The following is a 22653-nucleotide window of genomic DNA, read 5'->3' on the forward strand; positions in this document are numbered from 1 at the left end:
GACGTTGGCTCTGCTATAAAATAGCCTGCTCAGTATTAAGGTCGAATAAAATACGATGAAAAGCGGGCATTGAGCCCGCTTAATCTGTCATATGTTATTTACCAATTTATTTTATGCACCTTTGTAGTACTTTTTGATGCCTTTCCAGCAATCAAGGTAATTTGGCTGGCGCTCTTTACCTTCCAGTGCGTACTTGGTCGGAGAAATGACGTAACGCGATTCGAACATGAAGGCCAGCGTATTTTCATAACGTTGTGGCTCAAGCTCAGCATTCGATGCTTTTTCGAATACGTCTGCCTCTGGACCGTGCGGTGACATACAGTTATGCAGACTCATACCGCCGGGTACAAAACCATGCTCTTTTGCATCATAAACGCCTTCAATCAGGCCCATAAACTCACTCATGATATTGCGGTGATAGTAAGGTGGACGGAACGTATTTTCTGCTACCATCCAACGTGGTGGGAAGATGACAAAGTCAACGTTTGCTACGCCAGGTGTACCGGAAGGTGACGTGAGCACGGTAAAAATTGACGGATCCGGGTGGTCGAAACTGACGGTGTTCATCACGTTGAAACGGGCCAGATCATATTTGTAAGGCGCACTGTTACCAGTCCAGGCAACAACATCTAGCGGAGAATGTCCGATATCGCAACGGAATAGGTTACCGTTGAACTTAGCGACGAGCTCGAAATCACCTTCTAAGTCTTCGAAAGAAGCAACCGGATACAGGAAGTCACGTTCGTTAGTATAGCCATTGGCACCTACTGGCCCACGCTCAGGTAAAATGTAAGGGTTACCATAGTTTTCACAGATGTAACCACGGACCTGGTCGCTCAGTAGCTCAACGCGGAACTTAATACCGCGTGGGATCACGGCAATTTCGCCCGGCTTAATTGCCAGCTTGCCACATTCTGTGTGAAGTACCAGTTCACCAAGCTGAGGCACAAACAGTAGCTCGCCGTCAGCATTGTAAAAATAACGGCCTTCCATAGAAGCGTTGGCAACATAGACATGGATACCTATACCAGCCTGGCCGTTCGCACTGCCGTTAGCTGCCATAGTCACTAAGCCATCGATAAAGTCTGTTTTTTCAGCCGGAACTTCAACCGGATTCCAACGCAACATAGTTGGAGGTGTCGGGACTTCAGTGATCGGCGCTGTACGCAACAGACCATTGTCCATAGACTGGTAATCACCCTGCACAACTGAAGGGCGAATACGATAGAACCAGTTTCTGCGATTTTCCGCGCGTGGAGCTGTGAAAGCAGTGGTGTTGTACTGCTCCGCATATAAATCATATTTTACTTTTTGTGGTGAAAACTGACCGACTGGCAAGGCACCAGGCAGGGCTTCAGTCTCAAATTCATTACCAAAACCACTCATGTACTCGAATTCTGCACTCATTTTGCATAGACTCCGTTGATGTTTTTTGTAAAGATACTCTCATGTGAGAGTATTTTCAATCTTTGGCCAATATTGATGTGTAAATTTTTATGTACAGGAATTGGGCCGGTGTACCTGGAGCTTGATAGTGGCATTTGATATTAATGAATTTCTTCCTTATCGCATGGTGAGACTGGCGAATGCCATGAGTGAGGCCTTTTCCGAAGTGTATGAACAAGCAGGACTGACTGTGCCGCAGTGGCGGGTATTGGTTCATCTGGCTCAGCATCCGGGGGCGACAGCTAAACAGCTATGTGATCTGGCAAGCATGGACAAATCAACGGTGTCACGCGCTATTAAACAGTTGCAGCAACAGAGTATGCTCGTGGCGCAGCAAAGTGAGACAGATAAACGTGCAACAGAAATGCACCTGACCCCGCTGGGGCTAGCTTTGTACGAAACTTTAACGCCGGAAGCATTGGCGTGGGAAAGCAAATTGTTGAGTGAACTAAATCCCGAAGAAAAGCAGGCACTGTTAGTGATGATGCAAAAGCTGGAAGGGCACTTTCTCTCACGCTAGTTTGATCTCATCTACAGTCACACTGCCAAGTGTGCAACAAAAAAGGTCAACCGAAGTTGACCTTTGAGATTATCTAATTACGTGTTTTAGATATTAGAAAGTGTACTTAACGCCTACACGCATTTCCCAAAGAGATGCATCTTTTTGGATTGTAGGTGAGATAGCGCCATCGTTGAAGTTAGAGTAAACGTACTTACCGTTAACCAGCTTAGCGTCAACAACACGGTTACCTACGAAGCCGCCTTTGTACATGGTGCCCCAGTCATCGTTAAGCAGGTTTGTCAGGTTATCAATGACGAAGAATACTTCACCTTTGTGACCTTCCATGAAACCAGGTAGTTCTTGAGTTACTTTGAAGTCGACCTTAGTCATCCACTTAGCGTTCTGTGAGTTACGGCTAAGAATAGTGCCACGCTCCAGGCCTTCAGCAGCGATGAAGTCGTTGAACTCTTTCAGCTCATCAGCAGTCATGTCGTACTCAACATTTGGATCGTTTTCCAGCGGAACGTACAGCAGCTGTCGACCGTCAGATGAGTTGCTATCGCCCCAGATGCCATCACTTTCGTTGAATGTGAAGCTGTACGGTTGACCTTCACTGATTTGGCCGAATAAGTTGAACTTAGTCGCATAACCATCGAAGAACTCATGCTTGTAGCCTAACTGCAAAGTAAAGCGGTGTGGTACTTCATAATCAGAAGTCGCCAGCTCAGGGCTCCAAGGATTAGTAAGCGCGATGTTGCCGTAGTTAGACGACGCTGTTGAGCTAGTCATTGGTGTAATGTCTTTAGCGTCTGTGTAAGCATACGACAGGGTGAAGTTGATACCATTATCGTAGCGCTTTGCAACAGATAATGACATTACTTGTGACTCACCATCTGGACCTGAAACGTTAGTCAGTAAATAGTCACGTCCGCGAGGGTTGTTAGGGTCACGCTCAACCATGATAGGACGCCCATCAAAGGTTGTTTCATCAGAAAGTTTGTAACCAATGTGACGAATGATTGCTGAGTCTTTCTTCTCAGTGTACAACCAGTCAGCACTGATGACGTATTCGTTTTCTGTGGTATACGTTGCACCTAGAGAAATCTTCCACTCAGAAGGAATTTTGAAGTTAGGCGCTGTTGCGTCTACAGAACCTTTACCGTCTGCAACTTTTGTTGCAGCAACTTTGTCGAATAGCTCTTTAGGTACGTCAAAACCAGGTGTGCCGCCGTCAAAGTTAGTCATTTCGTTGGCAAATAAGTCGTAATAACCTATGCCTCTCTCATCATTCTTTCTGTGGCTGGTAAATACCTGTGTTGCACCATCACTAGAGTATGAGTTTGACAACCAAACATTCGGGTTACCACCTGAGTACAGACCGATACCACCACGTACTTCTAGGGCGTCATCAACATACCAGTTGAAACCTACACGCGGCTGTACAAGGTCAACACCATCCATGTTAGTGGTGTTAGAGAAGCCGTAAATGCTTTCGTAATGTGCATTTGGAGTTGGCGTGTCGTCACTTGTGTATTTGTCGTAACGAATACCATAAGTTAACGTCGCATCGATATCAGAGAAGCTATACTCGTCCTGAATGTAGAACGTGTGCTGCTGGTAAGAGAAGTTAGCTGCTACATCATTCGGATCATTGGTTTCTGCTGCGTTGTTATAGTAAACCTGCTGAGCCAAGCCTTTTTCGAAGTTTTCGATAGAGTCGAAACGGAACTCACCCTGTACATGCTGCATGAACAAGTTGAATACGTTCAGATCTTCATACTCATAACCCGCAGTAATAGTGTGTTGGTCAAGGTAGTATGTACCTGCCAGCTTTACCGTGAAGTTATCCCAGTCAAGGTCATTCGCCTGACGAGAGTCATCCGGACCGATGTAGACTTTACCGCCGTCAGCGGCAGTTACCTGGAATTCACCAAAACCACTTGCTGCATCCAGTGACTGTTGACGTGCGTCAAGGTCTGCTTTACCAACACGGATTTCAGTTGAGAACTCGTCATTCCAGTCTGAGTAGATTGAAGTTACGATTGAGGTAAACTCTGCACCACGCTCATAGAAGTGGTTGCTCAGAGACAGCTCACGGCTACCAGAGTCAGACTGAGAAAGTGCAAAACCGTCATTGTAGTTGTAAACAATGTTTGCACGGTGAGAATCATTGATGTTCCAGTCAAGTTTTACTAGCAGTTTTTCATCTTCAACTGGCATGCTCGGTACCATAGTACCTGGGTCGTAGTTATAGACATTTTTAGTGATGTCGATAATACGGCTCAAGTCAGCTTGGCTAACAGTTGAACCAAGTGGGTCATAGCTAAACTGTTGAACACCTTCAAGCTTTTCATAAGATGTGAAAAGGAAAAGCTGATCTTTTAGGATTGGCAAACCAACGTTGAAACCATAACGTTTCTCATCGTAATCACCATTGTCGTACTCTCTGTCTTTAGACTTATCACCTTTCATTGAGTCACTGGTGTAGTCGTAGAATACGCCGCCGTGGATTTCATTTGAACCAGTCTTAGTTACGGCATTGATGTTACAAGACGTGAAACCACCGTACTGAACGTCGAAAGGTGCAAGTTCAACAGCAACCTGTTCGATTGAGTCAAAAGAGAATGGTGCGCGAATTGTTGGGTAACCATTTGCGTTAAGACCGAAGTTGTCGTTCATGCGAACGCCGTCCAGAGTCAAAGCATTGAAACGTGGGTTACCACCACCACACTGAATTGCGCCGCGGCTTTCATCAACGTATACACGTGGATCTGCGCGAACAATGTCTTTTAGATCACGGTTGATAGCCGGCGCTTCTTGTAGATCTTCAAGTGTAAACGTTGCAGCAGGACCTGTACCACCAGCCATTTGACTGATTGGACGACCAGTAACAACGATTTGCTCCATGCTTGATTCAGGCTGAAGCTGAACATTTACAGGGTAGTCAGAGCCCAGAGAAAGGTAAACATTCTCAAGCAGCTGATCTTCATATTTGTTTGAATCAACGATAATTTGGTAAGGACCACCAACGCGCAGACCCTTGGCACTGAAGTAACCTGCATCGTTAACACTTGTGACTTTTGTAGAGCCAGTAGGTAAGTGCATGATCGTGATAGTTGTGCCTACGGCAGGGTTGCCGTTAGGGCCAACGATCTGACCTTTAACAGATGAAGAGGTTTCGTTAGCGAATGCAGCACCACTAGCGCCAATACCTGCAATGACTGCAAGCGATAGGGCCGTTTTGCGTAGTTGCGTTTTCATTATGTTGTTTCCCGTGTTATAGGTTTATTAAATAATAATCGTCAAGTTCACTTAACTGTTTTCAATGCAGTTTCGAGTGGTCTTGAATTTTTGTCAAAAATTTGGTTTAGCAATCCAGCTAGCCTAATCCCACCGTGAAGAAGCCGAGACTTTACAACGGGGGTGTACCTGTAAATATACCCCCAGCTGATGTCAGTTTCATTGCTGTCATAAATCTTTTCAGCTATTTGATTTGACTCCAAAAGCCAGTCGGCAGGGCGGCTGTCTAACATGTGGGCAATTTTCTGCTTGTCGCGCGTGACAATAAAGTCGCTTAGCTCGCGATATGACAGAGATTGATGCTCGATGAGTTTAGTATCGAATACGGAGTGTAGATTAGTTTCTTCTTTAAAAAAGGTCACTTTAATTAAGTTACCGCCTCGATCTTCGCTACGACCTGCGTGAAATGGTTGATGAGCATCACCGACAAGATGCACCAGGAACTTTAAGGCAAACTGCTTGTCTTCTTTTGAGGCTTTGGTGTTTTTTAGTGTGGTAATGGCGTAATTGATCCCATCGAGAATATGTTTAACCTGATGTTTGTGCTCAATCGCTTTGTTGTGTTGAGCCATCTTGTTGGGATCTTTAATATTGATGTAATGCCACTTGCCAGATTGTTTTTTCCAAAACGTATCTGGGTTAGCACGCATTTCGTCTGCCCAGGTAGATACCTCGGCCAAAGAATCTTCAGATAACAGGGCATTTACCGCTTTTTCTGTGGCCGGGGTGAGGTGCTGTTGGGCTAATTCGCCCACTACTCTGTGGCCATTCATGCCCCAGGACCAAGCACTAGTGCTGATAAGCAGCGCAGATAACGCTAAACCCTTAATAGAAGCTCGTAACATCAAAATCTCTCATTACCTAAAATGGGTATTGTTTACTCATTTGGAATGCGGCCAATTGTCCGGATTTTTCAGAAAAAGAAAAGGACTCAATGAGATTCATAATTTCTTGTTAATAAAGCATTTAAAACAAAGGTTTATATCTTTTTAGTAAGATTACCTATTGCAATGAGTAATAAAAATTGATCTAATATAGGGGCGCGCAATAAAAGAAATATGATGTTTTGAAATATAATCACCCTCTAAGCAATAAAACAACTATTGTTACAGTTTTGTTTCTCTCAGTCTGGTGCTGTTGGTTACTTGCCAGTAACCTCACGGCCAGGCCCATTGGTGAGTTACCAAAACTGGTTGAAAGTAGCGTCTCATGTAAGACGCGCTCCAGCAGTAACCAGGCCGTATTTAGGGTGCATGTACCCGTTGAACCATTGGCCCGCAGGCTAGCGCCTGCCTTGTGTCAGGATGAGGTTGTAGCCAAGCAGTATGGCCGCGTCGAAGTGCGCTATAGTGGTGAGCTGGCTGAGCAAATTGACTATATCGCGAAGGGGCTTGCTGATCTGACATTGTCAAAAGACAATGTCATGGCCGCGCTGAAGGCGCAATCGACCTACAATTATATGCCAGTTGTTGGTTACCCTACCTACACAGCCTTTTTTATCTCCAATCGGGAAAAGCCGAGATTAGACAAAGCTTATTTTTTAGGTAAAAAAATCGGCTTGCTCGATTATCCCACTAGTCGTTCCGGCCACATTATTCCTAAACAGATGTTTAAACGGCTTGAACTGGATATGCGTGTTCTGGATATTCAGTACGTCAGCTCTCATCAGGTGCTGAGAGAAAAACTGTCATCTGGTGAGCTGGACATTATCGCCACTTACTGGCAGGAAAGCGACGAAAGCCGCTTTTCTGCTAATTATATTACACCGATTGGAGAGAATATTAGTGGTAGCCGTTGGTACATGAAAATGGATGTCGACAACACAGATTTGGCTTGTGCGTTACAGAGTCTGTTGCAGGAAGTTGCTAAAAACAATGGCTCAAGTTACTTTGACGAGTTAGATTTGTACTGGCAATGCAATGAGTTACCTGTTTATTTTATAGGAGAAAAAAATGAGTCGTAAAACGGGCATGCTTGCGTTTGCTGTATATAGTGTCATTTTTACGGTGATTTTTGTTTTTGCACATGAACAAGCAATTAGACATGCTATCGAGCAGGATTTAGACAGTATCAAGTTGAGAGTGGCGCTGGATAAGAACAGGCTCCCTATTGCGGTACCGCATTTGAATTACGCCGGTGACGCGACCCGGGTGCAAGCCTACATTGACGCACTCAATCACAATTTACAAAAGAAAACCAGTCGGATCCGCATTGTAAGCATCGCCAGCAGTGATGGAGAGTTAAAAGAAGGCCAGCTGCTACTGTCAGGCGCTGACGGAGATACGGCGGTTGGCTATGAGGTTAATACCAGCCATAACTATTGGTTGTACATTATTCCAATTTTAATCGCATTGTTAAATCTTGCCTTTTATAAATCTGTTTCAAATAAAAGAGAGCAAGCAAAGCGGCAAACTGCGACAACGGTGGTGGCCAAGCCTCAACCTCAGCACCTGGTTGTAGATCTATACTCAAAAACCTTATGTCTTAGCGGAGATAAGACGTGTCAGGTTCAGCTGGCTAATAAACCATTGTGTTTTTATCTTGCTTTACTGGAGTTTTGTTTACATAACCCAAAAGTGTCATTGAACCAGAATAAGGAGCTACCAGATGAGCTGTTGGATATTGCTGACAAGTATTTTCATCGCTTAGTGGCGTTAGGGCATACCATCAGGAAACGCCCTAACTTTTCGAACAGCCTGGAGAAAACCCTCAGTGAAATACGTGCCGCACTGGATGAGTTATTGACACACCAGCCCGATTTAAGAGTAAAGCTTTACCCGCCAAAAGCACATGGTGAAGGTTCACGTTCTAAACTGCATAGTTATGGGCTAAAGGCACTGGGTGTGAATGACGTTGAAGTGATAGGAAAGTAGAAGGTTGGGGTAAATACTTGGTTTACTCCAACCTTTGCTTATGATTATAGAGAAGAGCGCTTGATAGGGCTATGACGCTCAATATAGTCTTTCAGAACCTGAGCATCGGTACTGTCTGTCGTTGTGAACCCTGGCAGGTCAGTTAAGACTGGGTAGCCATCACCTCCGGCAGCGTTATAGCTATTAATACTCATACGATAAGTTTTATCTGGCTCAACGTGCTTGCCCTGGACTTTTACGTTCGCGAGCTCACCATTGCGCAAATCGAACTCGATACCGTGATATTGCAAATAAGCACCAGAGTCAGGCGGAAAGCGGCTCACAACAGATAAGTAGTCAAGCAGCTGCTCACCACGCCAATCGATGTAAGCAATTCTGTTTCCGAATGGGTGCACGGTGAGAATATCTTTATAGCTGATTTCTCCAGCTTTAATACTGGCACGTATACCGCCACCACTGATAAAACCAAAATCCGCTCCGACAGCCGCCATTTGCGCTTTGATAACTAAATCGCCCAACGGACTTTGTTGAAAGCGAACGGTGTTTCTGCGTCCATCCAGAAAGGCATCAACCTCACCGACCGCACCCGATATTTTACTTTCACCTGCTTCCTGGTATGGAGCAAGGAACGCTTTTAATTCAGGGTCATGTTCGATGTAACTTGTCGCCCATTGTCCCTGGTCGTCTTTAAGGTTAACCGGTAATAATTCATAACTTTGCAGTGTTTTTTTGCCACCTGAAATTTTGAATACCGCTTTACCGACATATTTACCCCATTCATGAGCTTGCATTATCCAGATACCGTTTTGTTGATCTGGTTTGCACGCCTTTCCTGGTACGAAATTATTGTCTTCAGCACCATTGTCGTCGATACACACGGGTTCTTGTGAATGACCACCGATGATCATATCGAGCGCACCTTCAGGCACATTGCGGGCAAGTGTCACGTCACCTGGAGCGTTAATCCCAAAAGACGCGTCGTGGTAATGGCCCATGTGGGTTACTGCAATGGTTACATCAGGGTTGTATTGTGATTTGATCTGCTTAGATAGCTGGGCTGTGATAGGCGCAGGGTCTACAAAATCTAGATTCCCAACAAACTCTGGATTGGCGATTTTTACTGTATCAACGGTCGTTAACCCAATAATCGCGATCTTTAGTCCATGCTTGTCGATAATAGTATAAGGTTGATAGGCGTGCTCGCCATTGTGCTTATGTAAAATATTAGCGGACAGAAGCGGGAAATTGGCCCAGGCAATTTGTTTATCAAGCACATCCAGAGGATTGTCAAATTCGTGGTTGCCAATGGCCATGGCATCATAGCCTAGCAGGCTCATGCCTTTGAAGTCAGGTTCGGCATGCTGTAAATCTGACTCAGGCACGCCTGTATTTATATCACCGCCAGACAACAATACAACGCTGTGGCCTTGCGCATGGGCTTGGGTTCTGAGCTGGTCAAGCAGGGTTTTTCTGGCTGCCATGCCATACTCGCCATCTTCGTTGTGCCAAAAACGACCATGGTGGTCATTGGTATGTAACACAGTAAGATAGCGGACCGTATTGTCAGTAGATTGATTAGTTGACTGTGATGTCGAATAACATGCTGTCAGCGATAGTGCCAGCAGCGACGGAATGATAAAGCGCATAAATTTACTTCAGTGGGGACGAACTATGCGCTCTAGTTTAAACTAAAAGCTCTAAGTAAACATAGCTGATTATTGAACTTTTGACTTCATTCTTGAGTCACATACCGCATTGTGTCTGCGAGTAAGTTCATCTTTAGCTAACGCCTGTTTGGCATGGCCAGTTGCGACCATCCAATTTAGGAAGCTCGCGGGTAGTTTGCAGTATGGCTCACCGCTGTGCAGCCCAAAATCGCAGATCGGTTGATTTATTTCCATTATGTACCCCTGATGATCTGTAGTTGTCATTATAATTCGCGCTTAATGTTACCAAATGGATAAACTTATGTGATAAAAAATTCTTTTAAAATTGGTGATTATTATTACTAATAGGCATAAGGGGATCGGTAGGGCCAGTCTTGAGCTGTTGAGAGGTGGGCATATTTGGCCCGTAAGTGATTAAAATATCTAGCGGAGATTGAATTGTAACGGGGTTAGATGATAGCGTTTGAGTATCGATATTAGCCTTGGACTAAACGGGCTAAAATAATGTATTGAGATGGACTGTTAATGAAAAAAACGATGTTAGTGGCCAGTATCACGCTGGCTTTGTTATCCGGATGTGTGGCAACACAAAACGGAGCGGGGAATACGTCAGTTGCCCCTTTAGCTAATGAGCTGGTTGTCAGCCCTAATGATAATCGACAGTATAAGACACTTACTCTATCAAATGGGATAGAGGTGATTCTTGTTTCAGACCCTGAAGTTGAAAAGTCTGCAGCGGCTTTGAGTGTCGGTGTTGGTCTACTACATGATCCTATGTCACAGCAAGGAATGGCGCATTACCTGGAACATATGCTTTTTCTGGGAACTGACCGTTTTCCTGATACACAGGGTTACAAAGACTTTATGAGCCGCAATGGCGGGTCTCATAATGCTTATACCTGGTTAGACATTACTAACTATATGTTCAAAGTAAATAATCAGGCTTATGACGAGGCGCTCGACCGCTTTTCCGATTTCTTTAAAGCGCCAAAGCTTTACCCTGAATATACCGACAAAGAGAAGAATGCAGTTAATGCTGAATGGTCAATGCGCCGTGAGTTGGACTTCTTTGGTCAATATAAATTGTCACGCAGTATGATGGGCTCGCACCCGGCGAATCGCTTTTTGATAGGTAACCTTGAAACCTTGGGTGACAAACCAGGCAGTAACCTGCATCAGGAAACCGTTGCTTTTTACAATAAATATTATTCAGCAAACATTATGAAGCTGGCGATGATATCTAATTTACCTTTGTCTGATATGAGTGAAAAAGCGCAGCGATATTTTGCCACGATTGAAGATAAGCAAATAGAAAAACCGCAAGTAAAGAGTGAGTTGGATTTCTCGAAGCTGGGAAAGAAGCGCATTCATTATGTGCCCAATGAAGATGTCAAGACGCTGAAGCTGGACTTCACCATTGCCAATAACCGCGAAGAATTTGCGTTTAAACCGAATTACTTCGTGACGTATCTGCTTAGTAATGAAATGCAAGGTAGCCCGGCTCAGGTGCTTAAACAAAAAGGCTGGATCTCAGAGCTCACAGCCAATGCTACGCCAGATTTATACGGTAACTTTGGCGCTTTAAGCGTAGATATCCAGTTGACCGATCAGGGTATGCAACAACGTGAGCAAATCGTTGCGACTGTCATGCAATATATTGCATTGATCAAAGAGCAGGGGATTGATAGCAAGTACTTTAACGAAATTAATACTTCTCTTGCTAATCAGTTTCGTTTTCTGGAGCGGGGGGATGAATTTGGTTATGTTTCGGACTTAGCCGATAGTATGCAAAAATACCCGTTGAACCACGCAATTAATGCACCGTACCACTTTGCCGATTTTAACGAGCAAGCCGTTGAAAACGTGCTGGAGCAGCTAAACCCACAACAGCTTCGGATTTGGTATATCAGTAAGCAAGAGCCAAATGACCAAAAACTACATTTTTATGATGGTCGTTATCAAATTACTGATATTACAGAGCAAGAAGTTGCATCCTGGCAAGGTGAACCGGCTCCGGAGTTGTCGCTCCCAAGTATTAATCGTCTGCTTCCTGAACGATTCGATATCGTCACGCACTCAGAGAATTCGGATGCAGTCGACAAAATTTATGAGGACAGCAGGGTCGCAGTTTGGCATAAGACCAGCGAAAAATATAGCGAACAACCAAAGGGTCGCTTATTGGTTCATATTAACTCCCCACTGACTTTAGAGCGTGCCCAGATTCAGGTTGCCGCAGCGCTGTGGGCCGATCTATACGCAATAGAAAAAGCGAAGTTGCAAACAGAGGCATCGATTGCGGGTATGGGGATGCGAATGAGCGTGAACAACGGCTTATTGCTCACCTTATCCGGGTTTACGGATAAGCAAGGAGTGTTGTTGTCTCAATCTCTGGCAGGATTAAAGGTGGAACCAACGGCTAAACAGCTTGAGCAGGCTGTCGATCGATATGTCCGGAATATTCAAAATCAACGTCAGCAATTTCCGTTTTACCAGGCATTCGGACGTTATCAATCTCTTGTACGGACTGGTAACTTCGATGAAACGCTGTTGATAGATACGGCCACTAAAATGACTACAGATGCTTTCAGTAAAGCGCAAAATGATATCCTGAATCATCACACGGTGCGAATGTTTGGTTATGGCAACTACGACAAGCAATTCCTTGCTGAGGTTGTGAAACAAGTGAAGGGAACGCTCTCTAAGCCTGTTGAGCGTAATGACTACGTTCGTGCTGGTTACCTAAAACCTAAACCGGGAGATGCACTGGTTTGGCAACAAGATAGTGAGACGGCGGACGTCGCCATTGTTGACATGTTTGTTCACCCAGTACCTGGGTATGCACAAAAAGCAGCAGCTCAGGTCCTGAAATCGCACTTAAGCAGCCATTTATTTAATACTTTGCGAACTGAGGAGCAGTTGGCCTACGCTGTAGGGGCTGTGGCGCAAAGTATTGACGAACACTCGGCGTTTGGCTTTTATATTCAGACTCCCGTATTAGATGCACAGTCAATGCAGGCGCGGTTTGACCGTTACCGAAATGAATATGCCCAGGCATTGAAAGAGCTCGATGAAGAAACCTTTGCACAGCTTAAGCAGGCTGCACTCTTATCTTTGAAGCAAGTGCCAAAGAACCTGGCGGAGGAGTCTCAGCCAATCCTGGTTGACTGGTATCGTGATAATCTGGCATTTGACTCTAAAGCAAAGCTCATCGCGGCGACGGAGCAGGTGACATTGGCTGATATCCAGTCTTATTACCAGCAAAGTATGCTTAATACCGATGCATCGAGGATCAATGTGCAGATCCGCGGTAAGAAGTTCGCTGATAAACCTTTCGCGACTATACCAAATGAAGTGAAGCTCGGCTCTATGGCTGAGCTCTATAAGAAGGCGCGTTTTGAGTAAACGGCTACCACCTTTGCGGGGCAAATAGTCCCGCTTTTTTAGGACGTATTATTATGTCAGAGATTGTAACGCGCACAGAGCGGTTAATTATTCGCAGAGCTCAAATTGCAGACACGGAGTTGATCTTTGAACTGCTTAACCAACGTAGCTTTATCGATAACGTTGCGGATAAAGAGATCCGAACCTTGTCCGATGCACAAAAGTATATTGAAAGTGCTTTTTTTACACCATACGACCTGGCAGCACCAAGCCCCTACATTGTCACGCTAAATGACGGAACTGCGATTGGTATTTGTGGTCTCTATCAGCGGCCTTATCTGGAGTTTCCTGATCTGGGATACGCTTTTCTCGATCGGTATTGTGGGAAAGGATATGCTTTCGAAGCGGCTGAGGCATTACTGTCATTTGTTCGCAACTGTGGCAAGTATAAGGCACTTGGGGCTATCACAACCCCTGAAAATACAGCAAGTAACAAGCTATTAGCAAAGCTTAACTTTGTTCTGGTTGGTAAGTTTGAGCTTGTGCCAGGTATGGCGCAGACTAACCTATACGTTAATCTGCTGGAGAGATAATATCACTCGCCCCGATTTCTGAGTGCAATTGTGTCATTAAAAGCTGCCAGTTAGCCTGGTGAGCGCTTATCAGAGCTGTGAAGCCATCTTGCGAGAGCGCTGATTGGTAGTCAAAACGTTTAACACGGATCAGCCTGGTCCCCTTATTGGTTATTTGATATAGGTGCCAGGCACCCCTTAAAACTGCGCCTTGCTGGTAATGACCAGCCAGATCTGAGACTTCTATCAGCAATTTGAAATCGCCGGTATTGAAATCACTGGCATGGGTGGAGAGTACGGGTGACAAGCCCTTACCTTCGAGATGCTGAAGTGTTTCTTTGGTCAGTATAAGCTTCGGGTGCTCCGCCCAATAATGATAACTAGCAATGTGAACAGTATGCTCAGAGGTGTACTGGACAAGCGCTTGCTGATCAGCAACACCAACAATATTGACCTCATCGACGTAAACTCTGGGTGCATTGACACTTGGGCTTTGTGTTGTTTTAAGCGCTGAATCAAATCGATAATACTGATATTGCGCTGGGTCTGATCCCGCACAGCCAGTCAACATGATTGTGAGAAGCGCAATAACGGCTTTCATTAGCGCTGTTTCCTGGGTTCAGGATCTGCCAGAGTCTCTTTGTCGAACAGTAGCATATTCGGCTGTTCATTTAGGCCTTTTGACACAGGTTTGAGTGAGTTACTAAGGCTTTCTAGTTCTTGCAGGGTATCTGTGAGCTGCTCGACCATACCAGACCCTTTTTGATAGTTGTTTAGTGTTTGCTCAAATTGCTTGAGGCTGGCAGTGAGTTGTGCCAGCGTTCCCTGTAATTGTGTTAGATTTTTTTCCACTTTTTCAGATACTTTCGTTGTGTTGAAACTATTAACCAGTGCTTGCGTTTCTTTTGCCAGTGCTGTAAACGCCTGCATCGTTTGTTGTGCTTCATTGAGCGAGCTATCCAGTGGCAATTTGTTGAGCTTGTTCAACAAAGCCATGACTTGCTCTGATAAAGCTGTAAATCCACTCGGTACACTCGGTAACACCGGGTACGCGAAATTCATCCCTAAGCTGGTTGGAGGGGTTGAATTGTAAAAATCTAGCTCTATATATACCGCACCTGTTAAAATATTACCACTTTTTAGTGATGCTCTCAGGCCATTTTTAATCCATTGTTCTATATTTTCCTGCCAATATTGCTTGGCTTTGGCATCGACTTCATAAATCCGCCCATATTCAATTTTGATAAGTACAGGAATCGACGTGTTACCCTGCTGGAAGTAAAGTGGCTGCCCATTTCGTTCAAGCCTGGCTGGAACCTGCTCGACAGTACCTATGCGCATACCCCGATACTCAACCGGTGCACCGGGTTTTAATCCCCGAATTGATTGTTCAAATTCAACCAAATAGTGATCAAACAAATCAAAGCGACGCTCCAATGCAACGGCGAAATTTTGATGCAGCGTAAATGCTCTGCCTTCCTGAGCAACCTCTGTGCCGTCTTGTCCGGGTGGATAATCTACGGATATTCCGCCTTTAATCATTTTTGCGAGTGAACCTGTATTGAGGTTAATGCCCTCACTGGTCAGCGAAAGCTCTACCCCTGAATTGATCCAGAAAATCGCATTGTGAGTGATTAGGCGATCGTATGGGGAGTGAATGAACACCCCGTACTCCATTTGTAAAGAGTCGGTATTAAACACTGAGCTCTCAATCTGCCCCACATGATAATTACGGAAAAAGATCCCCGTGCCCACATCCAGCACTTCGCCACTGGTTGAGCTGAGCTGATAACGCACACCTTCAATGTCTGTTGAGATAAGAGCTGGCTGCTCCTGGAGCGTATATAGACTGGTGCGCTGCTTACTTTCTCCCGGTAGCAACTCTATATATACACCAGACAATAAGGTGTTAAGTCCGCTTATTCCGGATTGGTCAATACGTGGTTTTACTATCCAAAACTTAGCGTCTTCTGTCAGCAAATTATCATAATGTTTTTCTATGCGGACAGTGGCGACGACGGCTTTCTGTTCTACTTGCAAACGAAGTGCTTCAACAACGCCGACTTTAACGCTGCGGACCCGAATCTCTGTTTTGCCAGCGATAATACCGTCGGCACTCTTCATCTTAATGTATATTTGATGGCCTTTGTTCTGCTGATGCTGATAGAGCATCCAGCCTGTTATCAGAACAGCCAGTAAGGGGACGACCCAGATGATGGAAAGCCTGGGCTTGGGCTCGATATGCGCTTCTTTATTCATGTTTATTTAAAGAGTCCCAAAGTAAACGAGGGTCAAAATTGTTCACAGCAAAGATTTGGCAAATGACCATGGCGGTAAAAAAGACGATACCTGGCTGTGGCTCTACGCTCAGTACAGTACCAAGCTGTACGAGAGAAACCAAGAGAATCACGACGAAAACGTCGATCATTGACCATTTACCCACCGCTTCGAGGGCGCGATAGAATTTAGCCGCCACTTTTGGGTTCGTTGGATAGCTAACGCGATACAGTAAATAGAACAATGTACCTGCTTTTATTAGTGGGATGCAGATACTTGCGATGAAAATCACAATGGCGATTGGGTATGAGCCATTATTCCACAGGACTTCTACACCACCATAAATGGTTGCTGGTGTATGTAACCCGAGGTTAATAGTGTCCATAATTGGAAAAGACAGGGCAGGTACCATAAATATGAGGGAAGTGAGCATCCAGGCGGCGCTTCGCGCTACAGAGTTATCTTTACGGTAACGTAATTTCGCCAAACAACGCGGGCAGTGAACATCTCGGCTGATCTGCTGGCAGACATGGCATTGTTTGAGGCTTTGTGTACTTGCACGTTTGGCGCAATGCTCTATCGAAGGTGTGAAATGCGCTTGTTGTAGTTGCCAGAGTTGGTGTTGGCTTAGTAAAGACAAAGTCTCAATAAAACACAATACAAATAAAATATAGGCCCAAAAGCCAAGTCCTACTTCAATCTCAGCGAACGCGGTAAGCTTAAATGCACTGATTAATACCGCCACGAGAAAGATATCGGCTAAGTTGAGAGGTCTTAGTGCCATGATAAATTTTGCAACGACTCTGGCATTATGAGGATTCATTTTTTGCCACACAGGCGTATGCACGACAAGAATGAGGGCACTGGCAATGAATGGCAGGATAACGATACTGGCGCTCAGCAGCGCTGCAAGGAACACACTATAGTGCTCGGCAAGTTGCATAATCGCTGCCATCAAGCTAATGGTCTGCTTCAGGCCATGTTGCGCATAGGAGATAAAATGTGGTTGCAGGCTCAATAACAGAAAGATAATAGAGGAAAGACTAAACGCGGCTATCCATTGTTTGTAGTTGCGTTGGGTCGTTGCCAGTACATTACCGCAATGCGGACAAACAGCTCTTTGCTGTTCGCCCAAATCTTGAATGGACACTAAAAAATCACAATGCTGACAGGCGACTATCACTGTTTAACCAATACCTAAGCTCACTACTGCACATAGTGTGAGTGACTTAAAGGTTTTTATCAACTGTCAAATACGGCTACTGTCTGTCTGCTCAGTGCCAGTAATTTCCCATCTTGTGAGAATAACTTAGCGTCCTCTATGGCATAGCCATGTTCAGCCTGATGCGTGACAGCTTCCATGGCGAACCATTCAGTGCCTGCTAATTCTATGTCATCTAAGAACTCAACGTACCAGGACATGCTGCTTGCGGGTGTTGGGCCTTTGCATAGTTGTAGCAGAGTTGGGGGCCAGGCATCTGCCAGCGCTAGTAAATGAAGAACTGACAAATGCGGTTGTGCGGGTTCTTTGAATTTCATCCAACCGCCTATATGGCTAGAGCTGGCGTCACTAAATGGCATTGCACCTTGTTGCAGATTCAGGTCGATGTGTTGGATAAAGGCCGGCATAACCCCTTCTATATAAGGAAGCGTCTGCTTGTGATTAACCTCTGTCAGTGTACTTTCGTCTTTTGCAGAAACTTTGATAGCAGATGAACGTGGTTTACCAAAACAAGAGAGTGCAACAAGGCAAACCTGGTCATTTTGTGTAATGGTGGTTTGCATCTGAGTTGCATTTTTACCGGCACGTAATAGTTGAGTGCTGAGTTCAAATGGCGTTTCACTTAAAAGAGGGCCGACAAAATTGCAGCTAAAAGAAAGCAAACGCCTACTTTGGTCGCCCAGTTGATTTAACATGCTTTGTAACATCAGAGCAGCTGATAGGCCGCCAAAGACTGTTCTGCCTTGTCCCCAGCTTGCAGGTAATGAAAGTTGAGCCTGAGCGAGCTTCAGGTCAGGCAGGGAAATGAGTTGATCAAACGTCATAGTATTTACTTCTGGTTGGTCTAGAATATCTTTTATCTGGTCATACCAGGGGTTGAAAGTCAAATTTAGCTGATTTTTGATGAAAAAAACGGCATGGCGAAAAAAATTCAAAAAAAACCACTTTTTTTTTGTTGTGACGCTTGAATTACAAATTGCCGCCCCTATTTATCAAGTCATCTAACAGAACAACGAATTTTTGAAGTCGGAGAAGATTCACATGGGTAAAATTATTGGAATCGATTTAGGTACTACTAACTCTTGCGTAGCGGTACTTGATGGTGATAAGACACGCGTTATCGAAAACGCTGAAGGGGATCGTACAACGCCATCGGTTATTGCATTTACCGAAGAGGGCGAAACGTTAGTAGGTCAACCGGCAAAACGTCAGGCTGTGACTAACCCTCAAAACACACTTTATGCAATCAAGCGTTTGATTGGCCGTCGTTTTGAAGATGAAGAAGTTCAGCGTGACATCAGCATTATGCCATTTAAGATTGCTAAAGCAGATAATGGCGATGCCTGGGTTGAAGTACGCGGTGAGAAGCGCGCTGCACCTCAGATTTCTGCTGAAGTCTTGAAAAAGATGAAAAAGACAGCTGAGGATTTCCTTGGTGAAGAAGTAACTGAAGCGGTTATTACTGTTCCTGCTTACTTCAACGACTCACAGCGTCAGGCGACAAAAGATGCAGGTCGCATCGCTGGTCTTGATGTAAAACGTATTATCAACGAGCCAACAGCTGCGGCACTGGCCTATGGTATGGACAAAAAGCAGGGCGACAATGTTGTTGCTGTTTATGATCTGGGTGGTGGTACATTCGATATCTCGATCATCGAAATCGACGAAGTTGAAGGCGAGCATACGTTTGAAGTATTGGCGACCAATGGTGATACACACCTTGGTGGTGAAGACTTCGATAACCGTGTAATTAACTACCTGGTTGCTGAATTCAAGAAAGACCAGGGCATTGACCTGAAAACTGACCCGCTGGCAATGCAGCGTGTGAAAGAAGCAGCAGAAAAAGCAAAGATCGAGCTTTCATCTGCACAGCAGACAGAGGTGAATCTGCCTTACGTTACTGCTGATGCAACAGGTCCTAAGCACATGAACGTGAAGCTAACTCGTGCAAAACTTGAGTCACTGGTTGAAGACCTGGTTGCACAGTCAATCGAGCCGCTGAAGCGTGCACTGGCTGACGCAGACCTGTCTGTAAACGATGTAAATGACATCATTCTGGTAGGTGGTCAAACACGTATGCCACTGGTACAGAAGCAAGTAGCAGAGTTCTTCGGAAAAGAGCCTCGTAAGGACGTAAACCCTGATGAAGCGGTAGCAGTTGGTGCTGCGGTTCAAGGTGGTGTACTTGCAGGTGACGTGAAAGACGTCCTACTACTAGACGTTTGTCCTCTGTCTCTGGGTATTGAGACTATGGGTCAAGTCATGACTGCGCTTATTGAGAAAAACACGACTATTCCTACTAAGAAGTCGCAAACTTTCTCAACAGCTGAAGACAATCAGTCTGCGGTAACAATTCATGTACTGCAAGGTGAGCGTAAGCGTTCAAGTGACAACAAGTCACTTGGTCAGTTCAACCTGGAAGGTATTCGTCCTGCACAGCGCGGTGTACCACAGATTGAAGTAACCTTTGATGTTGATGCGGATGGTATCTTGCATGTGTCTGCGAAAGACAAAGACACAGGTAAAGAGCAGAAGATTACTATTCAGGCATCTTCAGGTCTGAGCGACGATGAAATTGAAAACATGGTTCGTGATGCCGAAGCGAATGCCGAGGAAGATAAGAAGTTCGAAGAACTAGTTGGCGCTCGTAACCAGGCTGATGCTTTGGTTCACGCTACTCGCAAGCAAGTTGAAGAAGCAGGTGATGATCTTCCAGCTGACGACAAAACAGCGATTGAAGCAGCACTGTCTGAGCTAGAAACAGCCATTAAAGGCGAAAGCAAAGAAGAAATCGATGCTAAGACCCAGGCACTTGCAGAAAAATCTCAGAAGCTAATGGAAATTGCTCAGGCGAAAGCTCAGGCGCAACAAGCTGGCGGCGACGCAGGTGCGCAGCAAGCAAACAAGGCTGACGACGATGTAGTAGATGCCGAGTTTGAAGAAGTGAAAGACGACAAGTAATTGTTGACTTATCAGTGCCCACAGGCTTAGCCTGCGGTGCTAAACAGGGCCTGTTTATCCTTCAAGTTCTAACGAATGGCAGAGGTAAGCAGGCTCTGACGTATTTAAATTTAGGCGATAAGTAGATTGCAGCGGAGCTGGCAAGTCTCGTAAGCAGCGCAATCAAACACGTATTCGCCAGGCGGTCATCACAATGGCTGATCGCTCAGTAATAATTGTGTGAGAACTATGTCAAAACAAGACTATTACGACGTTCTTGGGGTATCAAAAGACGCCGGTGAACGTGACATTAAAAAGGCCTATAAACGACTTGCAATGAAGTATCACCCAGACAGAACTGCGGGCGATGCTGAGCTGGAAGCAAAGTTTAAGGAAGTAAAAGAAGCCTACGAAGTCTTATCAGATAGTCAAAAACGCCAGATGTATGATCAATACGGCCATGCTGCCTTTGAACAAAACGGTGGTGCAGGCCATGGTGGATTTGGCGGCGGTGCTGATTTTGGTGATATTTTCGGGGACGTATTCGGTGATATTTTTGGTGGCGGGAGACGTCAATCACGCCAGCAGCGCGGTGCAGATCTGCGGTATAGCTTAGATCTGAGCCTGGAAGATGCTGTGCGAGGTAAAGAAGTCGAAATCCAGGTTCCGACTTGGGTGTCTTGTAAGCCTTGTGATGGTAGCGGCGCAAAATCAGGGTCTAAACCAAAGACATGTCCTACCTGTCATGGTGCAGGTCAGGTCCAGATGAGACAAGGCTTCTTTGCCGTTCAGCAAACTTGTCCTACCTGTCAGGGAAGTGGGCAGGTTATTTCTGATCCATGTGATAGCTGTCATGGTCAGGGTCGTGTTGAAAAAACCAAAACATTGTCTGTTAAAATCCCTGCGGGTGTTGATACGGGCGACCGTATTAGGTTGTCTGGAGAAGGTGAAGCTGGCGTGCACGGCGCACCGGCAGGCGACTTGTATGTTCAGGTCAGTGTGAGAGAGCATCCGATCTTTGTTCGAGATGGCAATAACCTATACTGTGAAGTACCTATCAGCTACACGACAGCGGCTTTGGGCGGTGAGATTGAAGTACCGACTCTCGATGGCCGTGCAAACCTTAAAGTACCGTCTGAGAGCCAGACAGGCAAGATGTTCCGTATGCGCGGCAAAGGCGTGAAATCGGTGCGTAGCGGTGCAGTGGGCGATTTGATTTGTAAAGTCGTGATCGAAACGCCGGTCAACCTCAATGAGAGACAAAAAGAATTGCTTAAGGAGCTCGAAGAGAGCATGGGTAGTGATGCTGGAAAAAACCGTCCGAAGGCACAAGGCTTCTTTGATGGGGTTAAGAAGTTCTTTGATGATCTGACAAAATAGTGTCAGGGCTTAACTTCTGAGCCAGCTGGCATAACAGAAAAACAAAACGGCGCTTAACGGCGCCGTTTTCTCTCAGTTTAACAACATGAGATAATCCATATCTCCAGTACACTTACATGCCAGTACTGTTCGACTGTGTCCTGTTAAAAGAAGCCCATCGGTACAGCCTAGTCGCTTACACTTGGACGCACAGGCCACACTGCTTTCCCAAAAATAATATTCGTTAGTCAAAAAAGACAAAGCAAAGTAGCTAACCGCACATACGGCTGCGATACGAACAAGACCTTTGTTCATAACGACTCTCCCGCGCAATAAAACAGTGCGTATAGAGTTAATAAGACTTTAGTCTAATTTGGCGTTTTGTCTACCTTAAGATAGGGTTAAAAGTAACTTGCGATAAATTATTTCCAACGTAAGCGCCCAAGCTTGTCATCAGCAGGTCAGCAAAGCCTTTGCAGGCACCTAACTTGTCGGCAACAAGGCGGCAATTTTCTCATCTTAGATCGTTAATTATCCAAATGGATTTTAATGTTGATGAAGCAGAATCGATTTTTCGATGATAAGGGACAGGAAACGCCAGTATGACACCCGCTATTCAATTACTTAAAAAGCATAAGGTCAGCTTTGAAGTACTTAAGTTCGAACACGACCCGAACATCACTGAGTTTGCACAGGAAGCGACTCAGGCATTGGCCTTGGCACCGGACAAAGTATTTAAAACGCTGGTTATTAGCGTAGATGGCAGGCTCAATGTTGCAGTTACACCTGCTACTCAATTGGTTGACTTAAAAGCGTTTGCTAAAAGCTGCAAAGGCAAAAAAGCGCAACTTGCAACGCAACAACAAGCTGAGAATGCAACAGGGTACCAGCTGGGCGGGATCAGCCCCTTTGCGCACAAAAAACGTTTGCCAGTTATCTTACACAACTCTGCGCTCACTTATGACACGATCTACGTCAGTGGCGGTCGACGCGGCTTAGAGCTGGCGCTCAGTCCGACAGCACTTACAGCATTGTGCTCAGCCCAGGTTGCTGATTTTTAAGCCATCTATTGTTTATCCCGTATATGTCCTTTTCTCAGTGAACGAGATAGCAT

The 22653-nt window shown here is 45.2% G+C and carries 17 protein-coding genes; 8 read left to right on the top strand and 9 right to left on the bottom strand.

The window, feature by feature from the left end:
• Positions 1-111: 111 nt before the first annotated feature.
• On the bottom strand, positions 112-1407 hold the full coding sequence (gene hmgA / locus AT705_RS21535) for a homogentisate 1,2-dioxygenase (RefSeq protein WP_058798406.1): 1296 nt from the start codon (positions 1405-1407) through the stop codon (positions 112-114).
• Between the two features lie 127 nt (positions 1408-1534).
• Between hmgA and AT705_RS21540 the strand changes: the two genes are divergently transcribed.
• Positions 1535-1966 carry a MarR family winged helix-turn-helix transcriptional regulator gene (locus AT705_RS21540; protein WP_082669108.1) on the top strand — a complete coding sequence of 144 codons (432 nt, stop codon included), beginning with the start codon at positions 1535-1537 and terminating at the stop codon, positions 1964-1966.
• 93 nt (positions 1967-2059) lie between these two features.
• Here the strand turns inward: AT705_RS21540 and AT705_RS21545 are convergent, their stop codons facing one another.
• A complete protein-coding gene (locus AT705_RS21545; RefSeq protein ID WP_058798408.1) occupies positions 2060-5209 on the bottom strand; it encodes a TonB-dependent receptor in 3150 nt (1049 codons plus the stop codon).
• Positions 5210-5256: 47 nt separating this feature from the next.
• The gene (locus AT705_RS21550; RefSeq protein WP_058798409.1) at positions 5257-6093 is read right to left on the bottom strand and encodes a S1/P1 nuclease; all 837 of its coding nucleotides are present in this window, start codon (positions 6091-6093) and stop codon (positions 5257-5259) included.
• Between the two features lie 269 nt (positions 6094-6362).
• On the opposite strand from AT705_RS21550, the gene AT705_RS21555 reads away from it, so the two are divergent.
• Positions 6363-7211 (top strand): PhnD/SsuA/transferrin family substrate-binding protein, encoded by an 849-nt coding sequence (locus tag AT705_RS21555; protein WP_237113873.1) that lies wholly within the window; start codon positions 6363-6365, stop codon positions 7209-7211.
• A complete protein-coding gene (locus AT705_RS21560; RefSeq protein ID WP_058798410.1) occupies positions 7201-8121 on the top strand; it encodes a hypothetical protein in 921 nt (306 codons plus the stop codon). Before AT705_RS21555 ends, AT705_RS21560 begins: the two co-directional genes overlap by 11 nt.
• 44 nt (positions 8122-8165) lie before the next feature.
• Here the strand turns inward: AT705_RS21560 and ushA are convergent, their stop codons facing one another.
• Both ushA and AT705_RS25820 read right to left on the bottom strand, forming a co-directional pair.
• Positions 8166-9767, bottom strand: coding sequence for a bifunctional UDP-sugar hydrolase/5'-nucleotidase UshA (gene ushA, locus AT705_RS21565; protein ID WP_058798411.1), 1602 nt, complete (start codon positions 9765-9767; stop codon positions 8166-8168).
• 69 nt (positions 9768-9836) lie between these two features.
• Positions 9837-10022 (bottom strand): hypothetical protein, encoded by a 186-nt coding sequence (locus tag AT705_RS25820; RefSeq protein WP_021032937.1) that lies wholly within the window; start codon positions 10020-10022, stop codon positions 9837-9839.
• Positions 10023-10313: 291 nt separating this feature from the next.
• Between AT705_RS25820 and AT705_RS21575 the strand changes: the two genes are divergently transcribed.
• Positions 10314-13190: an insulinase family protein gene (locus tag AT705_RS21575; protein ID WP_058798412.1), complete on the top strand. Its 2877-nt coding sequence runs from the start codon at positions 10314-10316 to the stop codon at positions 13188-13190.
• 53 nt (positions 13191-13243) lie between these two features.
• Positions 13244-13762, top strand: coding sequence for a GNAT family N-acetyltransferase (locus AT705_RS21580; protein WP_049864861.1), 519 nt, complete (start codon positions 13244-13246; stop codon positions 13760-13762).
• Here the strand turns inward: AT705_RS21580 and AT705_RS21585 are convergent.
• The 4 genes from AT705_RS21585 to AT705_RS21600 are packed head-to-tail and all read right to left on the bottom strand — an operon-like array spanning position 13743 to position 18064.
• Positions 13743-14342, bottom strand: coding sequence for a PqiC family protein (locus AT705_RS21585; RefSeq protein ID WP_058798413.1), 600 nt, complete (start codon positions 14340-14342; stop codon positions 13743-13745). The genes AT705_RS21580 and AT705_RS21585 overlap by 20 nt on opposite strands.
• Positions 14342-16000, bottom strand: coding sequence for an intermembrane transport protein PqiB (gene pqiB / locus AT705_RS21590; RefSeq protein ID WP_058798414.1), 1659 nt, complete (start codon positions 15998-16000; stop codon positions 14342-14344). Before pqiB ends, AT705_RS21585 begins: the two co-directional genes overlap by 1 nt.
• Complete coding sequence (locus AT705_RS21595; RefSeq protein WP_058798415.1) at positions 15993-17201, bottom strand: paraquat-inducible protein A; 1209 nt, start codon at positions 17199-17201, stop codon at positions 15993-15995. Before AT705_RS21595 ends, pqiB begins: the two co-directional genes overlap by 8 nt.
• Positions 17202-17260: 59 nt before the next feature.
• Positions 17261-18064, bottom strand: coding sequence for an acyl-CoA thioesterase (locus tag AT705_RS21600; RefSeq protein ID WP_058798416.1), 804 nt, complete (start codon positions 18062-18064; stop codon positions 17261-17263).
• Positions 18065-18260: 196 nt separating this feature from the next.
• Here AT705_RS21600 and dnaK point away from each other — a divergent pair, with 196 nt between their 5' ends.
• The 3 genes from dnaK (at position 18261) to ybaK (ending at position 22600) form a co-directional block, all read left to right on the top strand.
• Positions 18261-20201: a molecular chaperone DnaK gene (gene dnaK, locus AT705_RS21605; RefSeq protein WP_335339079.1), complete on the top strand. Its 1941-nt coding sequence runs from the start codon at positions 18261-18263 to the stop codon at positions 20199-20201.
• 228 nt (positions 20202-20429) lie between these two features.
• On the top strand, positions 20430-21560 hold the full coding sequence (gene dnaJ / locus AT705_RS21610; RefSeq protein ID WP_058798417.1) for a molecular chaperone DnaJ: 1131 nt from the start codon (positions 20430-20432) through the stop codon (positions 21558-21560).
• Between the two features lie 581 nt (positions 21561-22141).
• Positions 22142-22600, top strand: coding sequence for a Cys-tRNA(Pro) deacylase (gene ybaK / locus AT705_RS21615; RefSeq protein ID WP_058798418.1), 459 nt, complete (start codon positions 22142-22144; stop codon positions 22598-22600).
• Positions 22601-22653: the final 53 nt, after the last annotated feature.

The organism is Pseudoalteromonas rubra (assembly GCF_001482385.1).
Classification (GTDB): Bacteria; Pseudomonadota; Gammaproteobacteria; order Enterobacterales; family Alteromonadaceae; genus Pseudoalteromonas; species Pseudoalteromonas ardens.

Bases quoted from the DNA above. Each gene is read 5' to 3' on its own strand.
- hmgA (WP_058798406.1), bottom strand. From the start codon at position 1,407: ATGAGTGCAGAATTCGAGTACATGAGTGGTTTTGGTAATGAATTTGAG.
- AT705_RS21545 (WP_058798408.1), bottom strand. From the start codon at position 5,209: ATGAAAACGCAACTACGCAAAACGGCCCTATCGCTTGCAGTCATTGCA.
- AT705_RS21550 (WP_058798409.1), bottom strand. From the start codon at position 6,093: ATGTTACGAGCTTCTATTAAGGGTTTAGCGTTATCTGCGCTGCTTATC.
- AT705_RS21560 (WP_058798410.1), top strand. From the start codon at position 7,201: ATGAGTCGTAAAACGGGCATGCTTGCGTTTGCTGTATATAGTGTCATT.
- ushA (WP_058798411.1), bottom strand. From the start codon at position 9,767: ATGCGCTTTATCATTCCGTCGCTGCTGGCACTATCGCTGACAGCATGT.
- AT705_RS25820 (WP_021032937.1), bottom strand. From the start codon at position 10,022: ATGGAAATAAATCAACCGATCTGCGATTTTGGGCTGCACAGCGGTGAG.
- AT705_RS21575 (WP_058798412.1), top strand. From the start codon at position 10,314: ATGAAAAAAACGATGTTAGTGGCCAGTATCACGCTGGCTTTGTTATCC.
- AT705_RS21580 (WP_049864861.1), top strand. From the start codon at position 13,244: ATGTCAGAGATTGTAACGCGCACAGAGCGGTTAATTATTCGCAGAGCT.
- AT705_RS21585 (WP_058798413.1), bottom strand. From the start codon at position 14,342: ATGAAAGCCGTTATTGCGCTTCTCACAATCATGTTGACTGGCTGTGCG.
- pqiB (WP_058798414.1), bottom strand. From the start codon at position 16,000: ATGAATAAAGAAGCGCATATCGAGCCCAAGCCCAGGCTTTCCATCATC.
- AT705_RS21600 (WP_058798416.1), bottom strand. From the start codon at position 18,064: ATGACGTTTGATCAACTCATTTCCCTGCCTGACCTGAAGCTCGCTCAG.
- dnaJ (WP_058798417.1), top strand. From the start codon at position 20,430: ATGTCAAAACAAGACTATTACGACGTTCTTGGGGTATCAAAAGACGCC.
- ybaK (WP_058798418.1), top strand. From the start codon at position 22,142: ATGACACCCGCTATTCAATTACTTAAAAAGCATAAGGTCAGCTTTGAA.